The organism is Nocardia bovistercoris, assembly GCF_015674855.1.
GTDB classification, from domain to species: Bacteria; Actinomycetota; Actinomycetes; order Mycobacteriales; family Mycobacteriaceae; genus Nocardia; species Nocardia bovistercoris.
Genome location: NZ_JADMLG010000028.1, coordinates 33,965 through 57,212 on the forward strand (window position 1 = coordinate 33,965; position 23,248 = coordinate 57,212).

23 protein-coding genes are annotated in these 23,248 nt (G+C 67.3%); 11 read left to right on the forward strand and 12 right to left on the reverse strand.

The window, feature by feature from the left end; all coding sequences use genetic code 11:
• The first annotated feature begins 8 nt into the window (after nucleotides 1-8).
• Both IT779_RS36115 and IT779_RS36120 read left to right on the forward strand, forming a co-directional pair.
• The gene (locus tag IT779_RS36115) at nucleotides 9-563 is read left to right on the forward strand and encodes a MarR family winged helix-turn-helix transcriptional regulator (RefSeq protein ID WP_196153999.1); all 555 of its coding nucleotides are present in this window, start codon (nucleotides 9-11) and stop codon (nucleotides 561-563) included.
• Between the two features lie 135 nt (nucleotides 564-698).
• Entirely contained in the window at nucleotides 699-1,142 is a 444-nt protein-coding gene (locus IT779_RS36120) for a YdeI/OmpD-associated family protein (protein ID WP_196154000.1), read from the forward strand.
• A gap of 147 nt (nucleotides 1,143-1,289) precedes the next feature.
• On the opposite strand, the gene IT779_RS36125 is transcribed toward IT779_RS36120, so the two are convergent.
• Together IT779_RS36125 and IT779_RS36130 are read right to left on the reverse strand one after the other, a co-directional pair.
• On the reverse strand, nucleotides 1,290-1,439 hold the full coding sequence (locus IT779_RS36125) for a hypothetical protein (protein ID WP_196154001.1): 150 nt from the start codon (nucleotides 1,437-1,439) through the stop codon (nucleotides 1,290-1,292).
• Nucleotides 1,440-1,466: 27 nt separating this feature from the next.
• A complete protein-coding gene (locus tag IT779_RS36130) occupies nucleotides 1,467-1,604 on the reverse strand; it encodes a hypothetical protein (RefSeq protein WP_196154002.1) in 138 nt (45 codons plus the stop codon).
• A gap of 202 nt (nucleotides 1,605-1,806) precedes the next feature.
• On the opposite strand from IT779_RS36130, the gene IT779_RS36135 reads away from it, so the two are divergent.
• Nucleotides 1,807-3,126 carry a hypothetical protein gene (locus tag IT779_RS36135; RefSeq protein WP_196154003.1) on the forward strand — a complete coding sequence of 440 codons (1,320 nt, stop codon included), beginning with the start codon at nucleotides 1,807-1,809 and terminating at the stop codon, nucleotides 3,124-3,126.
• Between the two features lie 675 nt (nucleotides 3,127-3,801).
• Here IT779_RS36135 and IT779_RS36140 read toward each other — a convergent pair.
• Complete coding sequence (locus IT779_RS36140) at nucleotides 3,802-4,485, reverse strand: hypothetical protein (protein ID WP_196154004.1); 684 nt, start codon at nucleotides 4,483-4,485, stop codon at nucleotides 3,802-3,804.
• A gap of 178 nt (nucleotides 4,486-4,663) precedes the next feature.
• Nucleotides 4,664-5,320 carry an SRPBCC family protein gene (locus IT779_RS36145; RefSeq protein WP_196154005.1) on the reverse strand — a complete coding sequence of 219 codons (657 nt, stop codon included), beginning with the start codon at nucleotides 5,318-5,320 and terminating at the stop codon, nucleotides 4,664-4,666.
• A 199-nt stretch (nucleotides 5,321-5,519) separates the two neighbouring features.
• On the opposite strand from IT779_RS36145, the gene IT779_RS36150 reads away from it, so the two are divergent.
• Together IT779_RS36150 and IT779_RS36155 are read left to right on the forward strand one after the other, a co-directional pair.
• Nucleotides 5,520-6,689: a site-2 protease family protein gene (locus tag IT779_RS36150; RefSeq protein ID WP_196154006.1), complete on the forward strand. Its 1,170-nt coding sequence runs from the start codon at nucleotides 5,520-5,522 to the stop codon at nucleotides 6,687-6,689.
• Nucleotides 6,690-6,774: 85 nt separating this feature from the next.
• Nucleotides 6,775-6,954, forward strand: coding sequence for a hypothetical protein (locus tag IT779_RS36155; protein WP_196154007.1), 180 nt, complete (start codon nucleotides 6,775-6,777; stop codon nucleotides 6,952-6,954).
• Between the two features lie 93 nt (nucleotides 6,955-7,047).
• Here IT779_RS36155 and IT779_RS36160 read toward each other — a convergent pair whose 3' ends face one another.
• Complete coding sequence (locus tag IT779_RS36160) at nucleotides 7,048-8,886, reverse strand: AMP-dependent synthetase/ligase (protein ID WP_196154008.1); 1,839 nt, start codon at nucleotides 8,884-8,886, stop codon at nucleotides 7,048-7,050.
• Between the two features lie 435 nt (nucleotides 8,887-9,321).
• Between IT779_RS36160 and IT779_RS36165 the strand changes: the two genes are divergently transcribed.
• Together IT779_RS36165 and IT779_RS36170 are read left to right on the forward strand one after the other, a co-directional pair.
• Complete coding sequence (locus IT779_RS36165) at nucleotides 9,322-11,673, forward strand: arylsulfatase (RefSeq protein WP_196154009.1); 2,352 nt, start codon at nucleotides 9,322-9,324, stop codon at nucleotides 11,671-11,673.
• Nucleotides 11,674-11,711: 38 nt separating this feature from the next.
• Nucleotides 11,712-12,620: a formylglycine-generating enzyme family protein gene (locus IT779_RS36170; RefSeq protein WP_269781709.1), complete on the forward strand. Its 909-nt coding sequence runs from the start codon at nucleotides 11,712-11,714 to the stop codon at nucleotides 12,618-12,620.
• Between the two features lie 42 nt (nucleotides 12,621-12,662).
• Here the strand turns inward: IT779_RS36170 and IT779_RS36175 are convergent, their stop codons facing one another.
• Together IT779_RS36175 and IT779_RS36180 are read right to left on the reverse strand one after the other, a co-directional pair.
• A complete protein-coding gene (locus IT779_RS36175; RefSeq protein WP_332839118.1) occupies nucleotides 12,663-13,949 on the reverse strand; it encodes a sensor histidine kinase in 1,287 nt (428 codons plus the stop codon).
• Between the two features lie 35 nt (nucleotides 13,950-13,984).
• Nucleotides 13,985-14,698 carry a response regulator transcription factor gene (locus IT779_RS36180; RefSeq protein ID WP_332839119.1) on the reverse strand — a complete coding sequence of 238 codons (714 nt, stop codon included), beginning with the start codon at nucleotides 14,696-14,698 and terminating at the stop codon, nucleotides 13,985-13,987.
• Between the two features lie 181 nt (nucleotides 14,699-14,879).
• Between IT779_RS36180 and IT779_RS36185 the strand changes: the two genes are divergently transcribed.
• Nucleotides 14,880-15,674, forward strand: a complete 795-nt coding sequence (locus tag IT779_RS36185; protein WP_196154039.1) for a hypothetical protein — start codon at nucleotides 14,880-14,882, stop codon at nucleotides 15,672-15,674.
• Nucleotides 15,675-15,745: 71 nt separating this feature from the next.
• Here the strand turns inward: IT779_RS36185 and IT779_RS36190 are convergent, their stop codons facing one another.
• On the reverse strand, nucleotides 15,746-16,192 hold the full coding sequence (locus IT779_RS36190; protein WP_196154013.1) for a hypothetical protein: 447 nt from the start codon (nucleotides 16,190-16,192) through the stop codon (nucleotides 15,746-15,748).
• A gap of 346 nt (nucleotides 16,193-16,538) precedes the next feature.
• Between IT779_RS36190 and IT779_RS36195 the strand changes: the two genes are divergently transcribed.
• Nucleotides 16,539-18,056: a sulfatase-like hydrolase/transferase gene (locus IT779_RS36195; RefSeq protein WP_232542421.1), complete on the forward strand. Its 1,518-nt coding sequence runs from the start codon at nucleotides 16,539-16,541 to the stop codon at nucleotides 18,054-18,056.
• A gap of 152 nt (nucleotides 18,057-18,208) precedes the next feature.
• Here IT779_RS36195 and IT779_RS36200 read toward each other — a convergent pair whose 3' ends face one another.
• Nucleotides 18,209-19,189: an Acg family FMN-binding oxidoreductase gene (locus tag IT779_RS36200; RefSeq protein WP_196154015.1), complete on the reverse strand. Its 981-nt coding sequence runs from the start codon at nucleotides 19,187-19,189 to the stop codon at nucleotides 18,209-18,211.
• Between the two features lie 545 nt (nucleotides 19,190-19,734).
• Between IT779_RS36200 and IT779_RS36205 the strand changes: the two genes are divergently transcribed.
• A complete protein-coding gene (locus tag IT779_RS36205; RefSeq protein WP_332839120.1) occupies nucleotides 19,735-20,073 on the forward strand; it encodes a sporulation protein in 339 nt (112 codons plus the stop codon).
• 93 nt (nucleotides 20,074-20,166) lie between these two features.
• Here IT779_RS36205 and IT779_RS36210 read toward each other — a convergent pair whose 3' ends face one another.
• The 3 genes from IT779_RS36210 to IT779_RS36220 all read right to left on the reverse strand — a co-directional run bounded on the left by IT779_RS36210 (nucleotide 20,167) and on the right by IT779_RS36220 (nucleotide 22,318).
• Nucleotides 20,167-21,102, reverse strand: coding sequence for a 1-phosphofructokinase family hexose kinase (locus IT779_RS36210; protein ID WP_196154016.1), 936 nt, complete (start codon nucleotides 21,100-21,102; stop codon nucleotides 20,167-20,169).
• Nucleotides 21,103-21,167: 65 nt separating this feature from the next.
• Nucleotides 21,168-22,073, reverse strand: a complete 906-nt coding sequence (locus IT779_RS36215; protein WP_196154017.1) for a universal stress protein — start codon at nucleotides 22,071-22,073, stop codon at nucleotides 21,168-21,170.
• The gene (locus IT779_RS36220; protein ID WP_196154018.1) at nucleotides 22,070-22,318 is read right to left on the reverse strand and encodes a hypothetical protein; all 249 of its coding nucleotides are present in this window, start codon (nucleotides 22,316-22,318) and stop codon (nucleotides 22,070-22,072) included. Before IT779_RS36220 ends, IT779_RS36215 begins: the two co-directional genes overlap by 4 nt.
• A gap of 127 nt (nucleotides 22,319-22,445) precedes the next feature.
• Here IT779_RS36220 and IT779_RS36225 point away from each other — a divergent pair, with 127 nt between their 5' ends.
• Entirely contained in the window at nucleotides 22,446-23,243 is a 798-nt protein-coding gene (locus tag IT779_RS36225) for a hypothetical protein (RefSeq protein ID WP_196154019.1), read from the forward strand.
• Nucleotides 23,244-23,248: the final 5 nt, after the last annotated feature.

A 23,248-nucleotide genomic window follows, 5' to 3' on the forward strand; every position in this document is an offset into this window, starting at 1 on the left:
CCCGAATCATGAAGAAGATCAACACTGTCGTCGCACTCGCGGTGATCGCCATCACTGTCGCCACCGCGTGCGCGACCACCTCGGACACCGGCGGCAACACCGCCGCGAACCCATCGGAGCCGACGGCGCCGACCCTCACCGGGCAGGACATCGGGGAAGCCAACGGAGCACTCGACGCGCTGCTCGAAGACGCACTCGCGGATACCGGCGTCACCATCAGGGAGTACCTGGTCCTGCGTACCCTCGGCCGGCAGAGCCCGCGGCCCGCACGTGACTTCTACGATTATCTGGTCGGACAGCGGCAGTTGAAGCTCGATGCGAGCACGGCCGTCGACACCGTTCGCGGGCTGGAAGACCGCGGCCTGGTCACCGGAGTCGACCCCGAGGCCACCGCCCTGACTCTGACCCCCGAGGGCGTCGACCTCGATGCCGCCCTCGCCGCCCGTGCCGCTCCCATAGCGACACAGGTCTTCGGCGAGATGAACCCTACCGACCTGCAAACCGCACACCGTGTCCTGCGCGACATCATCGACCGCTCCCGCGCCCTGCGCGCCTCACGATAGTCCGGGACAGGGACGGAGCGCGTTCATTCGCCGCGAGCGAGCAGTGCGCACAGTGATTTTCGGCTCCGACCGATGAATTACCCGACGAACAACCGTCGATACGGGAGTCGACACCAACATCGGAAGGACCTCGGCATGGCCACATTCCACACCACACTCAAACCCGGCAAAGGCACCACCACCGGAATCGAAGTACCGGCAGAGGTGGTCGAAAGCCTCGGCCGCGGTAAACGACCGCCGGTCCGAGTCACCGTCAACGGATACACCTACTCCAACACCGTCGCGGTCATGAACGGGACCTATATGGTCTCGGTCAGCGCGCAGGTACGCGCCGACGCGGGCGTGGCCGCGGGTGACACCCTCGAGGTGACACTCGAACTCGACACCTCGCCGCGAGAGGTGGTTATCCCGCCGGAGCTGGACGCCGCGATGGGCGCCGAAACCCGAAAGGTGTTCGAGGGGTTGTCCGCTAGCCGGAAGAAGCAGCTCACGCTGCCGATCAGCGATGCCAGAACCGCCGAGACCAAGCAGCGACGCGTGGCGAAGGCCATCGAATCGTTGCGCGCCGCGAACCCCTGAAGCGCATCGTGCCCACTCGACCATCGACGGCGCCGGGAACGAGGACGCCAACCTCGGCCTCGCCCGAGTGCCCCGGAAGCGGATCAGCGATATCTCCAAGGACGCGGCCACCACCCTGATCGTCTCGGCGGGTGCGGGATCGACCTTCTACGCGGTCATCCTCGGCGTCCTGGTGGCGGCGGCATTGTGCGCCGTCGCGGCAGCGCGGTAGGCGAATTGCGCCTGGCTGTCGAGGCCGTCCAGCCTCTCCTCGATATTGCGGATTACTTCCTCGAACTCGGCGACGCTGAAATCCACGTCACGTTCCCCCTTCTCGTGCGGCCGTTACCAGATGTTCTTCAGTTGCTCCGCGTACAACCGGTCCTCCTCGTCGTAGGTGTTGGCCACCTTGTTCAGGGTTGCCCCGATATTGCCGAATGCGGTCGATCTCTCCCGGACCCGCAGTGCGCCGACACGCGCCACGAACCGCTGGACACTGACCGAGCGCGCCAACGATCGGGGACCCCGAGCAATGCGGCACCCGCACGCGTCGACGGTCGCCGGTCCGGCTCGCGGATCGCGTACTCTCGGCACCTGCCGATAGCTTCCGAGGTCGGAATGTTCGAGTGAGAGGGGTCGAAGGATTACCAGCAGCTCACTGGATGCGATCCGCGACATCACAGGGGTGGACGCGTCGCCGGACCTGATCGTTGCCGTGGAGGCCATGCCGTCCGCGCGGATCGATGAACTGGCCGAGTCGGTTCTGGCACGGATGGAACAACGAACGCGGGTCGCGCCGCCGTTGCACGAGGTGTGGCCGGTGGTATCGCTGCGCGCGAGCACCTTCGGGGTTGGTGACATCTACCGTCCCGCGAGCGGCCCCGCGGGACTGAACCTCAATGCGGCGATGAGTCCCCGGTTCGCCGGTACGGGCAAGTTCTCCAACGGAGTACTGCGTGCGCTGCTCTACTGCCATGGGTTGGTGATCGAGGATCCCCTCGCTGCCGCGGCGGAAATGTACCAGGGCACCGCCGCCGAAGCCCGATCCCTCGGTCGATTGGCGTTGGCCGCCGCCGTCGCCTCGACGGTGGAGATCGCACCGTTGCTCGACCAGGACATCATCGACACCTACTTCACGGCGACCGCCCGGTTGACACCGGTACGCGAGCTGAGCGCGGCTCTGGGTACACGGGTGATATCGGCGGGAATCGAATACCCCATCGACGAGTTGTGGGACAGTTTCGAATCCCAGGTCGTCAGCGGAGGACTGTCGCCCTCGTTCCAGCAGTTGTGGCGACATATTCGGGAAGGCAACCGCCGCCCACCCCTGGAACTGGTCGCCCAAGCGGTCGAGGACGGTGACGGCGCGGTCGTCGAGGCATTCCTGGACATCGTGCCGACGTTGAACGGCCGCGCCGTGCTCGATGACGCCGTCGACAATGTTGCCGCCGCGGTCGCGACCGTCGAGCAACTCGGCGGATTCTACGACCTGCTCTGTCCGTCGGCCTTCTTCGCGAAGCTTCTGTTCCTCGGCGCTCCGGAGCCCGCGGACCAAATGCGTCTGCACGAACTCGGTCGGGTCGACGTGCCGGGGATAGGACAACTGCTGGTCGGCGACGCCGTCCGGATTCGCCGGACGAGCGACGCCTTCGCCTTGTGGCGTGATCAGTTGTCGCATGCCCTCGGTTCCGCTCACCGTCTACGCGCCGAGCAGCAGAGCGCCGCGGTCGTCAACGAAGCGGTGCGCGACCTGGTGGCCGAGGCACGCGGACGTCTGCACGAGGAGGCACGTCGTACCCGGTTGCTCAACGCGGTCAACCCGTGGCTGTTCGTCACCGGAGCACTGACCGGCGTCGTCGCGGGGTCGCCCGGCGGCGCCCTCGGATCGGGCGCGGCTGCTCTCGGCGGGACACTGGCCGCGCTCGTCCAAGCGGCTTTCAACACCCGTCGGGTTCCCGGCTACCTCGACCGCCACTACCTCGTCTTCGAGCCTGCCACGCCGTGACGCATACTCCACGAACTCGATCTCCGCCCGGCGAGGATCGAGGGGTTGCGGGTTGTGTCGAGTCTCCGAACTCCAAGGGATGCACCGTAAATCATGATTGGCGCGCCGAGTAGAACGTCCTCCTTCATCGTCGTCGCCTTCTGCGAGATCGGAAACGGCAGCAAACCTGAGATCGGTCAGGAAGGACCGCCCGCTCTGCCGGCCCGTAGACACGGCGGTCGCTGTGGTGTCAACGGATGCCGGGGCACCAGGCTTCGGGTTTCGAGACTCCGGCGCCACACAGTTTCGGAAAGTCGGATCGTACTCTCTGTCATCGATTCGGAGTATTGACATGGGTTTGTCGGCGGGGACACTCGGTACCACGAGGTCGCCTCCGTAGTCGATCGTTCCGGTGACTCCTTCGAGCGCACTTCCGGTAGCTGTCGGTGGGATACGGCGGTGTGTGTATGGCGGGGATGTGGCGCCATATCGTGGTCGGGGTCAAAGGGATATTCCCGGGAGCGAGTCGCACGTATTCGGCGGCTGTGATCAGCACTTCGGCGGCGTCGTAGGCGAGCGCCTCGAACCGGTGCAGAGTGCGCGTGCAGCCGTCGGATTGCCCGGTATTCCGTTCGGTGGGGAATGTCACGGTACTGATGACGGCGGGAGTGGGATCGAACGGGGGCGCCGGTGCGACTACCCGGGAGAGTGAGTCTCGCGACACCGACCTGGCCTTCGGTTGAAACCGTTGCAGCGCAACTTTTTACCGTGCGCCACAGCATTCTCGGGTGTCGTCTGCGGATTCGTGTTCGCGGTCGGCAGGTACTTGGTCCAGTCGATTCGGGCGAGTAGGACGACACCGATGAGCAGCACGATCTGCAGTGTGATTCCGAGCGGTGAGGTCAGTGTGGAGATCAGCTCGGCGTCGAGATTTCGTTCGGCGACACCGGTCGCGCTCATGTACAGGGTGAAGCTGACCAGCCTGCCGAGGACATGGGCGACCGTCACGGGGACCAGGGGGATGCCCATCAGACCGGCTGCCTCGAACATTTGCGCGGACGGCAGGGGTGATACCAGGAACAGGCCGAGTCCGGCGAGTGAGCGGCCGCGATGGCCGGTGAGATAGTCGTTGGCGGCTTGCAAGCCGGCTTGTCTGCGCGTGCCGAGATGGCCGCGGAGGCGACGGGTCGCCGCGGCGAGTACGTAGCGACCTGCGCCCGAGGTCAGGGCGCCGGCCACGACCAGGGCGATGGGGTCCAGCTGCCAGTTCAGCCGGAACATCACGAGGACAAGCGAATTGGGTGGACCGAAGGCGGGCATCAGGTTCACCAGAAACACCACCGCGACGACGATCGAGAAGTGTAGCAATGTCGCGTTCATGGGAATCGGGTGCGATTGATTGCCGGGTCGCGGTAAGCCTTCGTCGCTACCGTGAACGCTTTCGTATGCATGGTCTTCACGGTTCCCCCGTCAGGTGTCGGTAAGAGGCCGTTGGACAGCGACGGTGGCGTTCCAGGAAATGCACACCGATAGCTGTCCGACGGGAGGACGCGGCTGCTCAGACCTGAACGACCGTGTCGACGGGGGCGGTCACGGCGGGTCGTTCCGCGCGTTCTTTGATGCCCAACAGCATCTTTCGTTCCATGACCCAGCTACCCGGCTCCATGATCAGTTGGTAGGGCAGCCGGAACGGAGGGAAGGTCGACGGCAGTGTGATCCGATTGCGACTCAGCAACCGGGTGCCGTCGGCTCCGGCGCGGAGTTCGAATGCCCACACCCAGTTCCCGTCGGTCGAGCCGAACACGAGTGCGTGTTCGGGGTCGAGGACGGCCACACGCATGGTCGGACCTCCGGCGCCGAGTGTGAATTCGTCATCGACGCGGAGATTCTGGAACTGGGGCAGGATCTCCTGGGCACTGTGCATATCCAGACCGAGCAGGTTCTCGATCCAGTCGTAGGTGTAGGCGCCGCCACGACCGGGGCCCATCTGGACCAGCCAGGGCCAGATGGCGGCGGGTTCGGCGTGGATGGTGACCGCTCTGGTCGACACGATATCGGGCCTGGCCTGCAGTTCGTCACCGGCCATCGCGCCGACGGCTTCCTCGGGGGTCGCGCCCCAGTTGAGACAGCGGTTGCGCACGAGGGTCCGATAACCCACCGCGAGGCCCGCGAGGTAGGTCGCGAATCCGACCGCGAAGGCTGTGGTCTTCTTCATGCGGACAACCTTCCTCGGAAGCGACGCAGCGCTGAAGGGCACTTCGGCCCGCACCCGCGGCGACCATGGTCTTCAGTTCGGTCACGGGACGAGTGACCTCGCGACCTTGGACTTTCGCCCCTACGGGCGAGCGACGGTACGGATCACCCTTGAGGTGTCGCCGGTTCGCGTGCCGGTGCGTTGCCGAAAGGAGCGTTCCATGGTGAAGGCAACGATCCCGTTGGGTCGTATCGCGGGTGTCCGTATCGGAGTGCACTGGTCGGCGCTGATCACGGTCGGGTTGTTCACCTGGATGTTGGGGGGTGCGCTCGCCGACGAGTACGGCGGGTCGGTCGGGACTTGGACGGTCGCGGTCGCGGGGGCCTCGGCGCTGTTCGGCTCCTTGTTGGCGCACGAACTCGCGCATTCGGTGATTGCCCGCCGTAACGGTGTGCAGGTCGAGGGGATCGTGTTGTGGCTGCTCGGCGGAGTCTCCGAATTGCGTGACGAGGCACCGAATCCCGGCGCCGACCTGCGGATCGCGGCGGCCGGACCGCTGGTGAGTGTGGGCTTGGCCGCGGTCTGTCTCGGCGGCGCGGTGGTGGCCGCGGTGGCGGGTGGTGATCTGCTCGGCTCCACTCTGCTCTGGTTGACGGCGATGAACATCGTTCTGGCGCTGTTCAATTCGATCCCCGCGGCGCCGCTGGACGGTGGGAGGGTCCTGCGCGCGCTCGTGTGGCGGGCAACCGGTGACCGGTTGCGGGCGGAGACCGTCGCGGCTCGCGGCGGGCGTTGGTGCGGAGGCGGTCTGCTGGCGCTGGGCGCGGCCGAACTGCTGGTGATCGGCAACGCGGGTGGGTTGTGGCTGATTCTGTTGGGCTGGTTCCTGTTCACGGCCGCGAATGCCGAACTGACACTGGCGGGACTGCGGCACCGACTCGGTGAGCTCCGCGTCCGTGACGTCATGACCGTCGACCCGGTCACGGTGTCCGCCACTTGGTCGGTGGTGGAGTTCCTGAGTTCTCCCGCAGCCGATTCCGCCCACCAGGTGTTCCCGGTGGTCGATGCGGATGGTCGGCCGGTCGCGGTCCTGTCGTGGTCGGATGTGCTGCGTATGCCCGAGGTCTCCGGTGGCCCGGCGTCCGTGCGTGCGATCGCGCGCCCGCTGCCGTCGGGATCGCTTGTCGGCGAAGATGTCTTGCTGCGCGATGTGGTCTCGCGTGCGGTGCTGCGTCCGAATCTGGATCTCCTCGCCGCGATCGGCCCGGACGGCCGATTGACCGGGATGATGACCTCGACGGACCTCACCACGACGTGTCAGCGCACGGCCCTCGGGCTGAGGCCCCGACCGTCGGGCAGATCGGTCGAACACCGCAGTGGCACACGGTGAGCAGGGCACTCGCCCGGCGCCTCCCGCTGAGCACATCGCCGCTCAGCCCGCCGTGCGCGGTCGGACCGAAAGCAGGAGAGTGCCCATGAAAGGCAAATCGCGTCGCAGACGGGACGACGGGCCGTCCCCCGACGACGCGCCGATCATTTGGCCCGAATCGGGTCCTTTGACCGCGTGGTGGGACAGCGTGATGGGGATCGGACGCACCGAGGAAACCGAGGGGCAGAACGCGGGAGACCTCAGCGAGGAATCGGTGAGCCGCTGACGGCACACAACAGGTCGGCCTCGTACCCGGGCCTGTCCAGCAGCGCCCCGGGGCGATGTCCGACCTGGTCGATTGTCCTGTCCGACGGTTCGCTCAGTGGTAGAGCGCGTCGATGTCGTCGGCGAAGCTTTCCAGGACCGCTTTGCGGCGCAATTTCATACTCGGCGTGAGATCGCCCGATTCCACGGACAATTCGTGGTCGATGATGTCGAACTTCTTGATCTGTTCCCAACGGTCGAGTTGGGTGTTCAGGCGGTCGACATAGCCCGCGATCACGGCGCGGGTCCGCTCGTCGTGCGCGATGTCGGCCAGCGAGCTGCGCGCGAGGCCGTGTTGATCCGCCCACTCGGTGATGGTCTGCGCGTCGAGGGCTACCAAGGCGACACTGTAGGGGCGTGTCTCGCCGTAGACGATGAGTTCGGCCGCGTACGGGCACAGCCCTTTGAAGGTGGCGGCGATGGCCGAGGGTGCGACGTATTTGCCCTGCGAGGTCTTGTAGAGATCCTTCTTGCGGTCGGTGATGAGCAGGAAGCCGCCGTCATCGATTCGGCCGATGTCGCCGGTGCGGAACCAGCCGTACTCGTCCAAGGCCGCGGCGGTGGCCTCGGGACGGTTGTGATAGCCGGTCATGACCCCGGGACTTCTGAGCAGGATCTCGCCGTCTTCGGCGATGCGGACTTCGGTGCCGGGGAATGGGCGGCCCACGGTACCGAACCGGTATTCACCCGGGCGATTGATGAACGAAGCGGCGGCGGTCTCGGTCAGACCGTAGCCCTCGAGTACTGTTACGCCGATGGCGTCGAACCACTGTGCGACATCGCGATCGAGGGGCGCCGCCGCCGAGACGAAATACCGCAGTCGACCACCGAAGCGCTCGCGGATTTTGGAGAGCACCAGCCTGTCGGCCACCGCGTGCTCTATCCTCAGCAGCCGCGAGGGCTGTTGTCCGGCCTGTTCGGCGCGTGAGACCTTCAAGCCGACGCCGACGGCCCAGTCGAAAAGCCTCTTCTCGATCCCGCCCTTCTCGGCCATCGCGGTCTCGATGCGGGCATGTGCCTTCTCGAAGATGCGCGGGGCCGCCGCCACGATGGTTGGTCGTAATTCGACCAGGTTGTCGGCGATCCTTTCCACCTTGCCGTCGATGGCGGTGCGGAAGCCGATCAGTGGCGCCAGCGCCAGCATCACCTTTCCGAACGCGTGCGACAGCGGCAGCCACAGGAAGTTCAGGTCGTCGGGGCCGAGGACATGCAGAGCGTCGATAGCCGCGGCGCTGTAGGTCCATGCGGAATGCGGTAGTCGAACGCCTTTGGGAGTGCCGGTCGTCCCGGAGGTGTACATGATGCTGCCCAGATGCTCGGGCCGGATGCCACGCACTCGCTCGGTCACGACATCCGCGGATTCGGCGAGGAGCTCGCGGCCGCGCCGTTCGAGGTCGTCGAGGCCGATCACCCAGTCGTCGTCGCCCGCACCATCGATGATCACCACGTGCCGCAGGTCGGGCAATTCGGCCCGGTGCTCGACGAGTTTGTCGACTTGGCCGTCGTCCTCGGCGATCACGACGCGACTTCCCGAGTCGGCGACGATGAACGCCACGCCGCGGGCGTTGGTGGTGGGGTAGACGGTGGTGGTAGCCGCGCCCGCGTAGAGCACGGCGAAATCGGCGAGCACCCACTCGTATCTCGTGGCCGACAACAACGCGACGCGTTCCTCGGCCTCGATCCCGAGTGCGACGAGTCCGGCGGCCAACGCCTCGACGCGGTCGCCGAAACGTTGCCACGAAACGCTGTCCCAGCCGGTGTCCTTCCGGAACCGGAATGCCTCCCCATTCGGAGTCGCGGCGACCCGGTCCAGCAATAGCTGTGCGACCGAGGTTGCCCGCTTCTCGATCCCGTCGAGATCGGTATGTTCCTCGGATTCTCGGAGGAACGCCATGCTTTCATCCTACTCAGCTCCGGGTTCACCGTGGACATATTGAGGTTTGCCGATACTTTGCCATCCTCGCGATTCGGGCGAGACGACGTTCGGTCGACAGGCGCCGGTAATCATCGTCATCCATGGGGCCGAGCACGACGGGGACGAACACGTTGTGAGGCGATCCGTTCACCTGCGTCACGGCATGACTGTCGGGGGCGCGCGTCCGGGTTCGGATCACGATTCGGCAGACCTCGTATATCGTCCCGTCCGACTCACGGTCGAAATATCGGGCGGGTCGATAGCGTGCAGGAAGGCTGCTCGATCTACCGCACGGCATCGTCCCCGCGGTGGTCGCGCAGGGGGCCACGATGGAAATTCGGATGTGCCGTGCTCGCCAGGCGCCCAACGAACGATGACCGGTGAACCTCATGGTTCCCGTCCCGGAGGTGGATGATGGCTCGAGAATTCCGTGGGCGCATCGCGCTCGACATCCGCGATTCGGTCGCCGACTGGGCGCCGTATACCGAGCCCGCCGCGCCCGACGGCGCACCCAATGTGCTGTATCTGGTGTGGGACGACATCGGGATCGGGACCTGGGACTGTTACGGCGGCCTGGTCGAGATGCCGAATATGCGCCGCATCGCCGATTCGGGGGTGCAGTTCACTCAGTTCCACACCACCGCGCTGTGTTCGCCCAGTCGCGCGTCCCTGCTGACCGGAAGGAACGCGACGTCGGTGGGGATGGCGACCATCGAGGAGTTCACCGATGGATTCCCCAGCATGTGTGGTCGAATTCCGGCCGAGACGGCGTTGTGCTCGGAGGTGCTCGGGGAGCGTGGCTGGAACACCTACGCGGTGGGCAAATGGCATATGACGCCGTTGGAGGAGGAGAATCTGGCGGCCTCGAAGCGGCACTGGCCACTCGGCCGCGGTTTCGAGCGCTTCTACGGATTCCTCGGCGGCGAGGCCGATCAGTGGTATCCGAATCTCGTCTACGACAATCACCCCGTTGCGCCCCCGTACACCCCGGAGGATGGCTATCACCTGTCGCGGGACCTGGCCGACAGATCCATCGAGTTCATCCGCGACGCGAAGGTGATCGCCCCCGAGAAGCCGTGGTTCCTCTATCTGTGTCCCGGCTGCGGTCACGCGCCGCATCATGTGGCGCGTGAATGGGCGGACAAGTATCGCGGGCGGTTCGACATGGGCTACGAGAAATATCGCGAGATCGTGCTGGCCAACCAGATTCGCATGGGCCTGGTGCCGGAGGACACCGAGTTGTCGGCGATGAATCCGTACTCGACGGCGACCAGTGCGGACGGTAAGCCGTGGCCCGCCCAGGACACCGTGCGGCCGTGGGATTCGCTGTCGGAGGACGAGAAACGCCTGTTCCGGCGGCAGGCGGAGGTCTTCGCGGGCTTCCTGTCCTACACCGACGCGCAGATCGGGCGGTTGCTGGACTACCTCGAGGAGAGCGGCCAACTCGAGAACACCATCATCGTCGCCATTTCGGACAACGGCGCCAGCGGCGAGGGCGGCCCGAACGGTTCGGCGAACGAGATGAAGTTCTTCAACGGCTACATCGACACCATAGATGACGGCTTGGCCAAATTGGACGAGCTCGGTTCGCCCGCCACCTACAACCACTACAGCCTGGGTTGGGCGATGGCGTTCAACACCCCCCACAAGCTGTACAAGCGATACGCCTCGCACGAGGGCGGTATCGCGGACCCGTGTCTGATGGCCTGGCCCGCGCGGATCGCGGCTCGGGGCGAGTTGCGCCATCAGTACCTCAACGTCTGCGATATCACTCCCACCGTGTACGAACTGCTCGGCATCACACCCCCGGACACGGTTCGCAATGTGCCGCAGCGTCCTCTCGAAGGTGTGAGTTTCCGGGCGCTGCTCGATGACGCGGACGCCGATATCGGCAAGCACACGCAGTTCTATTCGATGCTGGGTACCCGGGGTATCTGGCATCGGGGGTGGTTCGCCGACACCGTCCACGCGGCATGTCCTTCCGGTTGGGGGCATTTCGACGCCGACCGGTGGGAGCTGTTCCATCTCGACGCCGACCGCAGTCAGGTTCGGGACCTCGCGGACCGGTACCCCGAGAAGCTGGAGGAATTGAAGGCGCTGTGGTTCTCCGAGGCGGAGAAGTACAACGGGTTGCCGCTCAACGATCTCGACATCATCGCGACGATCACGCGAGATCGTCCGGGTTACAACAAGACTCGCGATCGAGTCGTCTACTACCCGGACAGCGCCGAAGTGGGACCGGGAGCGGCGCTCGAGATTCGCGGACGTTCCTTCGCCTTGCTCGCCGAAACGACGATCACCGATCCCGCGGCGCGGGGGGTGCTCTTCGCCCACGGCGGACGCCTGGGCGGTCACGCCTTGTACCTCCAGGACGGGCGACTGTGCTATGTCTACAACTTCCTCGGCGAAGAGGAACAACTGATCGTCTCCGATCGGGCGGTGCCCACCGGTGACCACATTCTCGGGGTCCGCTACCAGCGGCGGGGTACCCGCGTCGACGACTTCACACCCAGCGGAGAGGCGGTGCTCTACATCGATGCCGACCCGGTGGGCGTCTACGCGGACATGCGAATCCAGCCCACGGTGTTCTCCGGTGTGGGGGAGGGGGTTCGGGTCGGACGCGACGGCGGCCACTCGGTCAGCGCGCGCTATCGAGGGCCGTTCCCGTTCACCGGCGGTGTCATGCGTCAGGTCATCGAGGACGTCAGCGGCACACCGTACGAAGACCTGGAAATGGTCGCCGCCGCGGCGTTCTCGCGCGATTGACCCCCGGCCGGACGGACGCCGCGCGCGGTGCGGAGCAGTTGCGGGGCACGGTCCGGGTTCCCGGTGGCGAATTCGCGATGGGATCCGCTGACTTCTTTCCCGAGGAACGACCCGTGCGCCGGGTGTGGGTGGATCCGTTTCGGATCGATGCGCATCCGGTGACCAATGCCGCGTTCAGGCGTTTCGTCAAACAGACCGGCTATGTCACCGTCGCCGAGCGGACACCGCGGGCCGAGGACTATCCCGAAGCCGAACCGGAGGATCTGGTCGCGGGCGCCTTGGTGTTCCGACCCACCGCAGGGCCGGTGCCGCTGGACCGGTGGCGCCGCTGGTGGCGCTACGTTCCCGGGGCGAGCTGGCGTCGTCCGCACGGCCCGGGCAGCACGCTCGACGGACTCGACCGCCATCCGGTCACCCAGATCGCCTACGCCGACGCCGCCGCGTACGCGCACTGGGCGGGCAAGGAGCTGCCGACGGAAGCGGAATGGGAATTCGCCGCCCGTGGCGGATTGGATTCGGCGGCCTACGCCTGGGGAAATGAGCCCGAACCCACCGGACGACGCATGGCCAACATCTGGGTCGGGGAGTTCCCGTGGTCGTTCCAGCCCGGACGCGGGCAGGGGCGCAACCCCGGCACCACGGTGGTCGGGTCCTACCCGCCCAACGGCTACGGTCTGACCGACATGACCGGCAACGTGTGGGAGTGGACGGTCGATCACTACCGTCCCGAACACCCGGCGTCGAGTTGCTGTTCGCCCCGCAATCCTCGGGTGGACGCCCCGGAGCCGGACACCGACGAGCGTTTCCCGCGCCGCGTCGTGAAGGGCGGTTCCTATCTGTGCGCCGCCAACTACTGTCTGCGCTACCGTCCCTCGGCCCGCCAAGGCCAGACCGAAGACACCGCCACCTGCCATCTCGGGTTCCGGTGTGTGGTTCGCGACGGGTAGCCACCCGAGCCGGTCGTCGCCGAACGCGGTCGTTGGCTGTGATCAGGCGATCTCGACGACGAGTCGGGCGCCGCCGAGTGGACTGTCATCGATGTAGGCGCGCCCGTGGTGGAGTTCGGCTTGTTGGGCGACCAACGCCAAACCGAGGCCGGAGCCGTCGCGGTGGGCGTTGGCGCCGCGATGGAATCTGGTGAAGACCGCGTCGCGTTCCTCCGGCGGTACCCCGGTGCCGTCGTCGTCGACCAGCAGCAGGACGTGGTCGCGACCGCGGTGGGCGGTGATGTGGACTCGAGTGGCGCGTCCGTGCTTGACCGCGTTGGTGATCGCGTTGTCCAGGATCGAACGTAGGCCACCTCGGTGCCCGATCACGGGCAGCGGCGGGTCGGTGAGCACGGCGATATCGGTCTGGGGGTGATGGCGCCGCGCGTCGTGGGCGGCCTCGTCGGCGAGTTCGACGAGATCGAGCGTGGTGTGTCCGTGGCGGTCGGCGGCGAGTTCACCGGAGGCGAGTTGTTCGAGGGCGGTCAGGGTCGATTCGATGCCGCCTTGTTTGCGCAGAACGTCGTCGATGATGTCGGTGCGCTGTTCGCGAGGCAGGTCGAGGCCGCGCATCACCTCCAGGTCGGTGCGCATGGCGGTCAGTGGGGTGCGTAGTTCGTGAGCGGCGGTCGAGGCGAACGTCCGCGCGGTGTCGAGTGCGGCTTGGGTCTGTCCTCTGGCCTCGCTGATACGCGCCAGCATCGCCCCGACCGCCGCCGAGAGCTGCGCGGCCTCGCGCACGCCGCGCCCGGTGCCGGTCAGATCGGGGGACAGCGAGTCGGTACCGATGCGGCGGGTGAGGTCGACCAGCGGCCGCACGGCACGGCCGCCGAAGATCCAGCCGAGCCCGGTCGCGGCGAGAACGGCAGCGGCGCCGGTGAGCAGCACCCGCCGCTGCTGGGTTCGGGTGACGGTCTGGGCTCGTACGGTGGGCGCGGCGACCGACACCGTCATCGGATTCGGCGTGTCGCGGCGCAGGGTCAGGGTGCGGACGCGGTATTCGACGCCGTCGACGGTGCGGGTCGACCGGCCGTCGGGCAACTCGGGCAGTTGTGTGGTCGTCGCGGCGGTGACAGCGCCGTGCACACGCAAGGTGACGGCGAACGCTCCCGCGTCGCCGATGCGGCCGAGGAGCAACTGGGCGGTATCGGCGTTGAGTTCGACCAACTCGGCCGCGGTGTCGAGCTGATCGTCGAGATGATTCAAATTGGTGCGCGCGATCATCACCGAGAGGAATACCGCCAGGGCGGCGACGATGATGGACGCGCCGAGCCCTGCGGCGAGTGCCACGCGCGTTCGTAGCGACAGCATCGGCGGTCTCGCGGTCAGTCGGCGCGCAGCACGTAGCCGACGCCGCGCACGGTATGGATCATCCTGGGGTGGCCGGTCGCCTCGAGCTTGCGCCGCAGATAGCCGACGAAGACATCGACGACGTTGGTGTCGGTGTCGAAGTTGTAGCCCCAGACGGTGTCGAGCAGTTGCTCGCGGGATCGCACCTCGTCGTGACGGACGGCCAAGGCGAGGAGCAGTTCGTACTCCCGACGGGTCAGTCCGACCTCGTGCTCGCCGAGCCGCACCCGGTGACCACCGCGATCGATGTGGAGCTCGCCCACCGAAATCGGCTCGCCGCGTGGATTGTCGGGGCGGTCGGCGCGGTACCGGCGCAGCAACGCACGCAGTCGTGCGGTGAGTTCGTCGAAGACGAAGGGTTTGACAAGGTAGTCGTCGGCTCCGGTTTCCAGACCGGAGATTCGGTCCTCGGGCGCGCTGTAGGCGCTGAGGACGCAGATCGGAACGAGGTTGCCCGCGGCGCGCAGCGCGGTGATGACGCCGAGGCCGTTGAGCCGCGGCATCTGCATGTCGAGCACGATCGCGTCGGGATCGGCGTCGGTGCAGACCCGAATGGCCTGGGCTCCGTCGGCCGCGACGAGCACCGCGAACCCGTTGAGTTCCAGGCCGCGCTGCAGGGACTCGCGCACATTGCGGTCGTCGTCGACGACGAGCACCCGATGTCGATCGGGATCGTCCTTGGGTGACACCGGGAACTCCTTTCGCGCCACCGCGGACGGTCGGGACCCGCGGCACGGTAACAGTCTGCCCGCACGCCCGCCCGCGGCGGCGACCGTGACGATGAGGAAACGGTGAGAGTCCGAACGCACGGGTGACTCCGCCGCGGCGCGACCGGATAGCCTCGCCGTGCCGAGACTACGGAGGAGTCCGATGGTGCCCGTCAGCCGATACGGTCGCGTGCTGGTGATCGCGACCGCGGTAACAGGATTCGCCGGTTGCGCACCGGAATCCATCGACCGGCCACCGGTCACGGCCGTCCACATACCGGATGCCGCGCGGTTGGCAGGTGTCGTCACCGCGGTCGGCGACGACGATCTGGTGATCGACATCGGTACCGCGCGCCCCGTGACGGTGGCCTTGGCGCAGGTGACGGTGACCAACTGCGACGCGGACGGTGCGGCCGCGTTCGCCGAGGGGTTGGGTGCGCTCGCCCCGGTCGGTCGGGCCGTGATTCTGGTCCGCGCCAACGGCTCGGCCGGTGCCGGACACGATCTCACCGCTTTCGTGCACACCGACGCCGACCTGGCCGCCGATGCGGCGGCTCCAGTGGGCGCGAGCGTGAACGAGGAGTTGTTGCGCACGGGTCGAGCGGGTTTGCGGAGTCCGCTCGAGCGCGCGGCGACCGCCGCCGTGCCGCTCGAGGATCAGGTCGCCGCGCGCGCCGCGACACTGCCCGTGCCCGATCGCGACTACTTCCCGGCGCTGGCCGAGGCGGAGACCACGGCGTGGGCGTCGGGAACCGGCCCGATCGGTGCGTGCGCGCGCCGCCAGGAGGAACTGGACCGCGGTCGCGCCGCGGTCGCGCTCACCACTGCCCAGCCACAGGCGCCGCCGAGTGAGACGGTGACCGTGGCGCCAACCCCGCCACCGAGCGGCCTGCACCTCGAGATCACGGTGCAGCGTCCGAGCAGAGTTCGCCCCTGCGAGCGATTCGACCGTTGCTGATCACCGGCGGCCGTCGCCCGCTGGGTGATCGCCGCGCGGGCTCGGCTGCCCGCGCGGCGATCGGTCGGTCGTCAGCGCAGGAACGGGTGTCCCGGCAGACCGGGCAGCCCCCAGCCGAGTCCGGGCAGCAGACCGAGGCCCGGTGCGCCGAGGTCCGCCGAACCCGTGCGCGGGACGAACACCCCCGGGCCGGGAACACCGATGCCGGGACCGGGATCGACGACGGGCGCCGCCCGCGGCACGAATACGCCGGGTCCGTCGACGCCGATGCCCGGACCCGGATCGGAGGCGCCCTCGGGGCGTGGCACGAACACGCCCGGCCCGTCGACGCCGATGCCGGGGCCGGGGTCCGAAGCGCCCTCCGGGCGCGGGACGAATACGCCGGGTCCGTCCACGCCGATGCCGGGACCGGGATCGACCGCGGCGGCGGTGCCCGCCAGTGCCGCCACCGGAATCGCGGCCAAGGCGCCCGCCGTGGCGACCTGGACCACGAGGCGCCGAATTCGATTCATATCCATGGGAATTCCTTTCTCGAATATCCTCCGCGAATTGGGTCGTGCGATCGGTGGTGATCGGACCGCGAAGGACTGAATTCACCGTATGGGTGCGTGGAATCCCGTGACAACCGTCGCGCGGCGAATCTCATCGAGTGCTAATCCTTCTCATCCAGATCTCACCTGAAAGCCTGCACCACAACGTATTTCGAGGGCGGTGGCAAGCGGCGCCGTGCGGATCGGTCGACCCGTGAGAAAACGGTGAGGATCGTCGCCGGGGTCTCTGTTCATCGACCTTCGATGCCTAATGTCGATTCCGTTCCCGTGTCGTCCGGCACGGACGCCGCATATTTCGATCCGAGGAGTACCGATGGTTTCCGGTCGTTCGCTGCGCCGCGCGTTGACCGTCGTGATGACGGGGGCTTTGGCGTGGACAGCTTCGGTGTCCGCCGCCTCCGCCGCCGATGACCCACGCCCCAATATCGTGATGATCCTCGCCGACGATCTCGATATCACCTCGACGCCGGTCTGGCAGGCGATGCCGCGCACCGCCGAACTCCTGCGAGATCGAGGCGTGGAATTCACCAACGGATTCGCGCCGATGCCGATCTGCTGTGCCGCCCGCTCCTCGATATTGACCGGGAACTACGGCCACAACACCGGAGTGCTGACCAACGCCGGTCCGGTCGGTGGTTTCGAGGCGTTCCGGGCCAATGGCAACGAGTCACGCACCTTCGTGACGGCGTTGCACGGCGCGGGTTACCGGACCGGCATGGCGGGCAAATACCTCAACGGCCTCGAGGACGATCCCGGTCATATTCCGCCCGGTTGGGACGACTGGAACGCCGGTGTCGACAACTTTCTCTACGGCGGCTACAACTACACCCTCAACGAGAACGGTCGGCTGGTGAAATACGGTGTGGCGCCGAGAGATTACGAGACCGACGTGATCGCGGAGAAGTCGAGCAGGTTCATCACCGAGTCCGCCGCATCCGGGCAGCCGTTCTTCTGGTACGCGGCCTCCACCTCGCCGCACTTCCCCCTTCCGCCCGCGCCGCGCCACCTACCCGACACCCGGCCAACCGCCGCGCCCCGCTCGCCGAACTATCAGGAGGCCGACGTCTCCGACAAGCCGAGCTGGCTCATCGATACGGCGGGCCCGCGCGCGGCGACGATCGCCGCGACCAACGATCTCGACTACACCAACCGCCTCGGCGCGCTGAAGTCGCTGGACGAGATGGTGGCGGGCATCGTGGAAACCCTCGCCCGCACCGGCGAACTCGACAACACCTACCTGCTGTTCACCTCCGACAACGGTTACAGCCTCGGCGCGCACCGCCTCACCCAGAAGATGGCGCCCTATGAGGAGTCGATGCGCGTGCCGCTGGTCGTCGCGGGGCCGGGGATCGCCCCTGGACGCAGCGACGCCATGGCCTTGTCCATCGATCTCGCGCCCACCGTGCTGGACTGGGCGGGCGTCGCGGCGCCCGGTCCCGTCGACGGCCGGTCGCTGGCGCCGGTGCTGCGCGGCGAAACCGGTTCGTGGCGTAGCGATTTCGCCGCCGAATACGGAGGCCCTGGCGCCGGCGGCCGGGACGGGATCGCGCAGGAACAGGTGCCCGGCACCGACACGCCCCGGATCTACGCCCTCGACATGCCTTCATGGAGCGCGGTCCGCACCAGCCGGTATCTGTATGTCCGCTGGTACGAGCGTGAACGTCCGCTGGCCGAACGAGAATACGAGCTCTACGACCTGGTCTCCGACCCCTACCAGCTGACCAATCTCGTCAAGACCGCCGAAGGCCGGGCGGCGCACGCGGACCTCGTCGCCGATCTCGACCGGCGCCTCGAGGAATTGACGACCTGCGCGGGCGCGACCTGCCGGTGATCCGGTCACGATCCGCGACCAACGCCTCGTCGGCGGCGTGATCACGGTCGCCTCGATGACCGGCAGCGGAATCCGGCGGCGCGCCGCCTGCGGCTGGGGGCGCGAGTGCTCGCCCGCAGGCCAGGCTCGGTAGCCGAGGCGCCACTCGCGGGTCAGCCTGCCTCGAGTACGTCCTCGACGGGGCGGCGGGGTGTGCGCGGCGGCATGGGGGCGGTGGCGCTTCCGATCCTGAGGAAGATCTGCGGGTGCGGGTCTCCGATGGCGGTGGCGACGCGTGCTCGGGTCGCGGGTAGTTCGGTGAGATGGCTCATCACGCAGGTGGCCAGTTCGTGGACTGTGCATTCGAGCAGGACCGCCGAGAGCGCCTCGCCGCAGGCGAGCAGTGATTCGATCGTGTCGTCTGGGCTCGTGAGCGCCACGATGTGGGCATGATCCTGCTGTTCGGGTCCGGGATCGGCGGTGCCGGGGAGGAATACGCGGTTCGTGGGTACCCGCTCGATGTCCTCGCGCGCGGGTATCGCCGAGGCGGGTACGCCCGCGTCGGGACCCGCGCCGCCCAGCCACCACATGAGTTCGGTTCGGTAGTGGGGATCGTGGCGTCGCGTCGTCGCGGCGGTCCAGGAGATCTCGGCCAGGGTCGCGCGGGACGCCGCATCGATGGTGAGCAGTCGCGTGTCGTGTCGGCGGCAGAGTTCGTCGAGAACGGGTACGAGATCTGGCCAGTGCGGCGCCGGTGTGTAGGGCGCGCGGTCGGTGTAGCGGTGGTCGATCGCCGCGGCGAGTTCGGAATCGGTATCGAGAACGTCGCCGCGGCCGTCGAATTCGAGTGTGGCCAGACATGTCCGGTCCGTCGGCTTTGGAAATCGCCGGATTCGTGGCTGCCAGCCCGCCGCGGCGCATGCTGTCGCGGCGTGGTGCAATGCGATTCCGCAGCCGATGATGCCCTGGCGGTTGAACGCGTCGGTGGAGGGCAGCAGCCGGTCGGGATCGACGTGCAGCGCGAGCCGGACGCCGTTCCAGTGCCAGCGCCACGGCTGGCTGTTGTGCAGTGAGGGCGCGCGATCGGCGCGCTCCAGCACCGCGCGGACCGTGGCGTCGTCGGGTGCGGTGTCATCGAATACGGCGGCGTCCATCACGTCTCCTTTTCCCCGGCGCATCCCGGTGGCGTCGCTCGAGCGGAGGATTCTTCGATTCGCGAACGTCGACGCGCGGGCTTCATTGCCGTTTGGTCGACAGATAGGTGGTGATGACGATCATCAAGGCGAAGACGATGGCGATGATCACCGCCGCTAGGGGCCAGTTCACGTTACTTTCCTTTCCGGTGCGAAGGCCGCGATGCAGACCGGTGTCCGGGCAGCGCCCGTACGGTTCGCCGTCGTGGCGGTGTCGACATGATCGCGTCGATGCGATGCGATGCGATGGGTGGTGGCGGTGAGCTCTGCCAACAGTGTGGCCGTGAACGTGTCGCGCGCGGGAGAGGCGCAGTGCCCTCGAGGCGAGGACGAAGGGCAGGTGCCCGTGAGCACCCGCGGCCCCGGGTCCGATGGCCCGCCGCAAAGGGGGAGCATGTCGCGAGTTCGAGGTCGATCGACTCTGAGATCCACGTTTCGGTGGTCCGAGAATGGATTTCGACCAGATACCGGATGGTCGCCCGACGACCTTGTGCGAGGAGAAGACGATGCTGAAAGTCGACGAGATCTTGGCGATGGCGGGGAAATCGATGACCGTCGAACGCGTGTACGGCGAGCCGGTCGAGAAGGACGGGATCATCGTGATTCCCGCGGCCGCGGTGTCGGGGGGCGGTGGCGGTGGAGATGCAGGGGGAGCCGAAAATGGCGGTCGCGGTGTCGGATTCGGAATGGGTGGTAGGCCGATCGGCGCTTACGTGATCCGCGAGGGGCGGCTGCGATGGCAGCCCGCGCTGGATGTCAATCGTGCGGTGGCGGTGCTCGGGTGGGTCACTGTCGTGGCCGTGGTCGTCGGGGCGACCCTCGCGCAGCGGCTGCGGGGGCGATGACCATCTGATCGCCGCGCGATCTGCGGCGAGTCCCGCGCCGGAAGCGCCACCGTGTTCCGCGGCGGCGCCCCCGGTTTCTCGCGGCGCGCACGGTCAGCGCGCTACGCGCCTGCCTGCGGGCATGGCCGCGCGCAGCCGCTCGACCTCGGCGCGGGTGAACATCTGGGTCCCCCGTAGTGCCACGGTCGCGGCGGCGGCCGCCACTGCGAACGCCGCGGCTTCCTCGAGGCGGGTCCCGAGGGTGAGGTGGTGGGTGAGCGCTGCCACGAGGCTGTCACCCGCACAGGCATCGCTGCGCGGGCCGTCGACGAGCGCGGGTGCGGGCAGTTCGTGATGAGCTCGCGGGGTGGAGTAGACGGCTCCGAGCGCCCCGACCGTGGTGACGGCGTTGGCGGTGGCGCCGATGTCCAGAAGGTGCTCGTTGGCGGCGCGGGCGTCCTCGAACGTCTCGATCGGTGTACCGGTGAGATCTTCGGCGGTAGCGCGGTCCAAGCGGATGAGGAATACCTCGTTCGTGAGGGCTTTCCGTAGCTGGGGCGCGGTCACGTCCAACAGTATTCGAGTGTCCGTATCGGCGAGCGAGCGAATGATCTCGGCGCAGAAGTCCTCACGCAGCCGCGGGGTCGGGCTGCCGGTGAGTACGAGATAGCGGCAGCCCGCAGCCTCCCGGCAAATGGTCTCGAGTAGGCGGCGCTCATCGGTCTCGGTGAGTTCGGGGCCGGGTGGCACGATGTGGTAGCTGTGGCCCGTCCATTCCTCGGCCACCACGAAGGCGGTTCTGGTCTCGCGGTCGATATCGACGCCTCGATGCGGGATCCCCTCCTCATCGAGGAGGCGATCGAGATAGTGCCCGATCTCGCGGCCCCGGGTGTGCACCGCCAGAGCCGAGCCGCCGAGTCTTCGGATGCCGCGGGCGACGTTGATGCCGCCTCCGCCCGCCTGGACAGTCGGCCCGTCGGCGCGATTCTTGCCGCCACTGGTCAACCGCGGTGTCGTCATCGTCATGTCGACGGTGGGATTGATGGTCACCGTGATAACGGTCGGTGATTCGTGTTCGGGCACCGCTTGCCCCTTCGTTGGCTGAGATGTCGTATTCACGCGGAGTGCGCGACGAGTACCGGGCAGTCGGCGTGTTGGACGAGGTAGTTGCTCGTGGAGCCGAGCAGCAGGCCGGTGAATCCACCGCGACCTCGACTGCCGACCACGAGCAATCGAGCGCGCGCCGACCACTGCATCAGCGTCTGGGTCGGACCTGCCAAGTACACCTTGCGGATCACCTCCACATCCGGGTACTTCTCCTGCCAGCCCGCCAGCCGTTCCGCGAGGATCGCCTGCTCGGCGGTCTCCAGTTGGTTCGCGTCGATGACGACGGGGTGCTTTCCCGCGAAATCCCCGGTGCCCCAGTCGCTCCAGGAGTGCACGGCGACCAGGCGCGCGCCGCGCGCGGACGCTTCGGCGAAGCCCGCGGCGATCGCGGATTCGCTGACGGGGCTGCCGTCGATGCCGACCACCACCGGCCCCTCGGGCGGTCGCTCCCCGCCCCGGACGACGACGATCGATCCGTGTCCGTGGCTGGTCACGTTGAGCAGTGTGGAACCGAGGTGACCGAAGGTGCCTACGTCACCGGTGGCGCCGAGCACGACCATATGCGCCGATTCGGACCGTTCGATGAGGGCCTTGGCGGGAGATTCGTCGCAGATTTCGACATCGATGTCGATCGTGGGGGCGATCTGTCGGGCGAGTTCGGCGGCATCGACGAGGACGGTGTGCGCGTTGCCGCGCATCGAATCGATGATCGCCGGCGTGATCGCCTCGCGGCTTTCGACGGTCGCGCTCAACCGGAACAGGTCGAGACCGAAGACGATGCGTAGCGGACGATGCGATGTCGCGGCGGCCTCGGCCGCCCAGCGCAGCGCCTGACGACTGCCCGCGGAACTGTTGACGCCGACGACCACCGGCGCGGCGAGCTTCGGAACATGACTGTCGTTTCGGGTGTTCATGGCGAGACCTTTACGGAGAGGGCGGTGCGGCGAATGGACACACCCCAGCGCAGCAGATGCAAGGCGCAGGCGACGTACAAGGCGAGCGCCGCGTACGTCAGCGATCCGTAGTCCGCGATCCATCCGGAGACCGCGTCGATCGCGAGCAGCGGTATGCACAGCGTGACCACCGCGAGGGCGATCGCGGGCATACCCAGCGGCGCGGCGGGATCCGTGCCGGGCGGGTGGTGTGCCGGGGTCGTCATACCTCGAGCCTGTCCGATCAGGGGAGTGGCGAAAAGGGCAGTACTACCCCAGCCCGGGTGACCGAAGAACCCGTCGACAGGGCCTTGTGCTCTGCCCGCGTCGCGCGATGGCGGCCAGGCTGGATCCATGTGGCACACCGCGCGACCCGCGAAGGTCGGTAAAGGTTCGTCGGTCGAAGACGGGACGGTCGAAGGGCTGCCTGATCCGCCGTCTCGGCGTAGCTCCGGGACATATGACGCGTCGCTCGGCCGAGAACGGTCGCGGGAGCTGTGGTGGCGCTGGTTCGCCGCGGCGACGACGGGGGAGTTCCTCGGATTCGTCGTGCCCGCGGCGATGGGCGCGGCGACCTCGGATGCGGCGATGCCGATCACAGCGACGGTCATGCTGATCGCGGGGGCGATCGAGGGCGGTGTACTCGGCTGGTTCCAGGCACGTGTGCTGCGCTCGGTGATCGCGGGATTCCATTCGGCCGAGTGGATCGTGGCAACGGTGTCGGGTGCGTTGGTGGCGTGGTCTCTGGGGGTCGTGCCGATGCTGACCGACGGGTTCGCCGATCTGTCCGTCTTCGTGGTCGTGCCCGCGGTGGTGCTCGGCGGCGCGGTGCTGTTGCTGTCGATCGGCGTGGCTCAGTGGGCCGTCCTCAGGCGATACGTGTCGGGAGCAGCGCGGTGGATCCTGGCGACCGCGTTGGCGTGGGCGGGCGGATTGGCCGCCTTCACCGCGTTCACGACGCCGTTGTGGCAGCCGGGACAGCCGTACGCGGTGGTCGTGCTGATCGGTGTCGTCGGCGGCGTGCTGATGGCGGCGGTGATGGCCGCGATCACCGGATGGTTCCTGGTGCGCCTACTTTCGCCATCTCCGGAGGGCGACGAACGTCCCGCGGAGACGGGACCGCAGTCCCTGGTCGGCGGAGGCGAGGCTTGATCGAA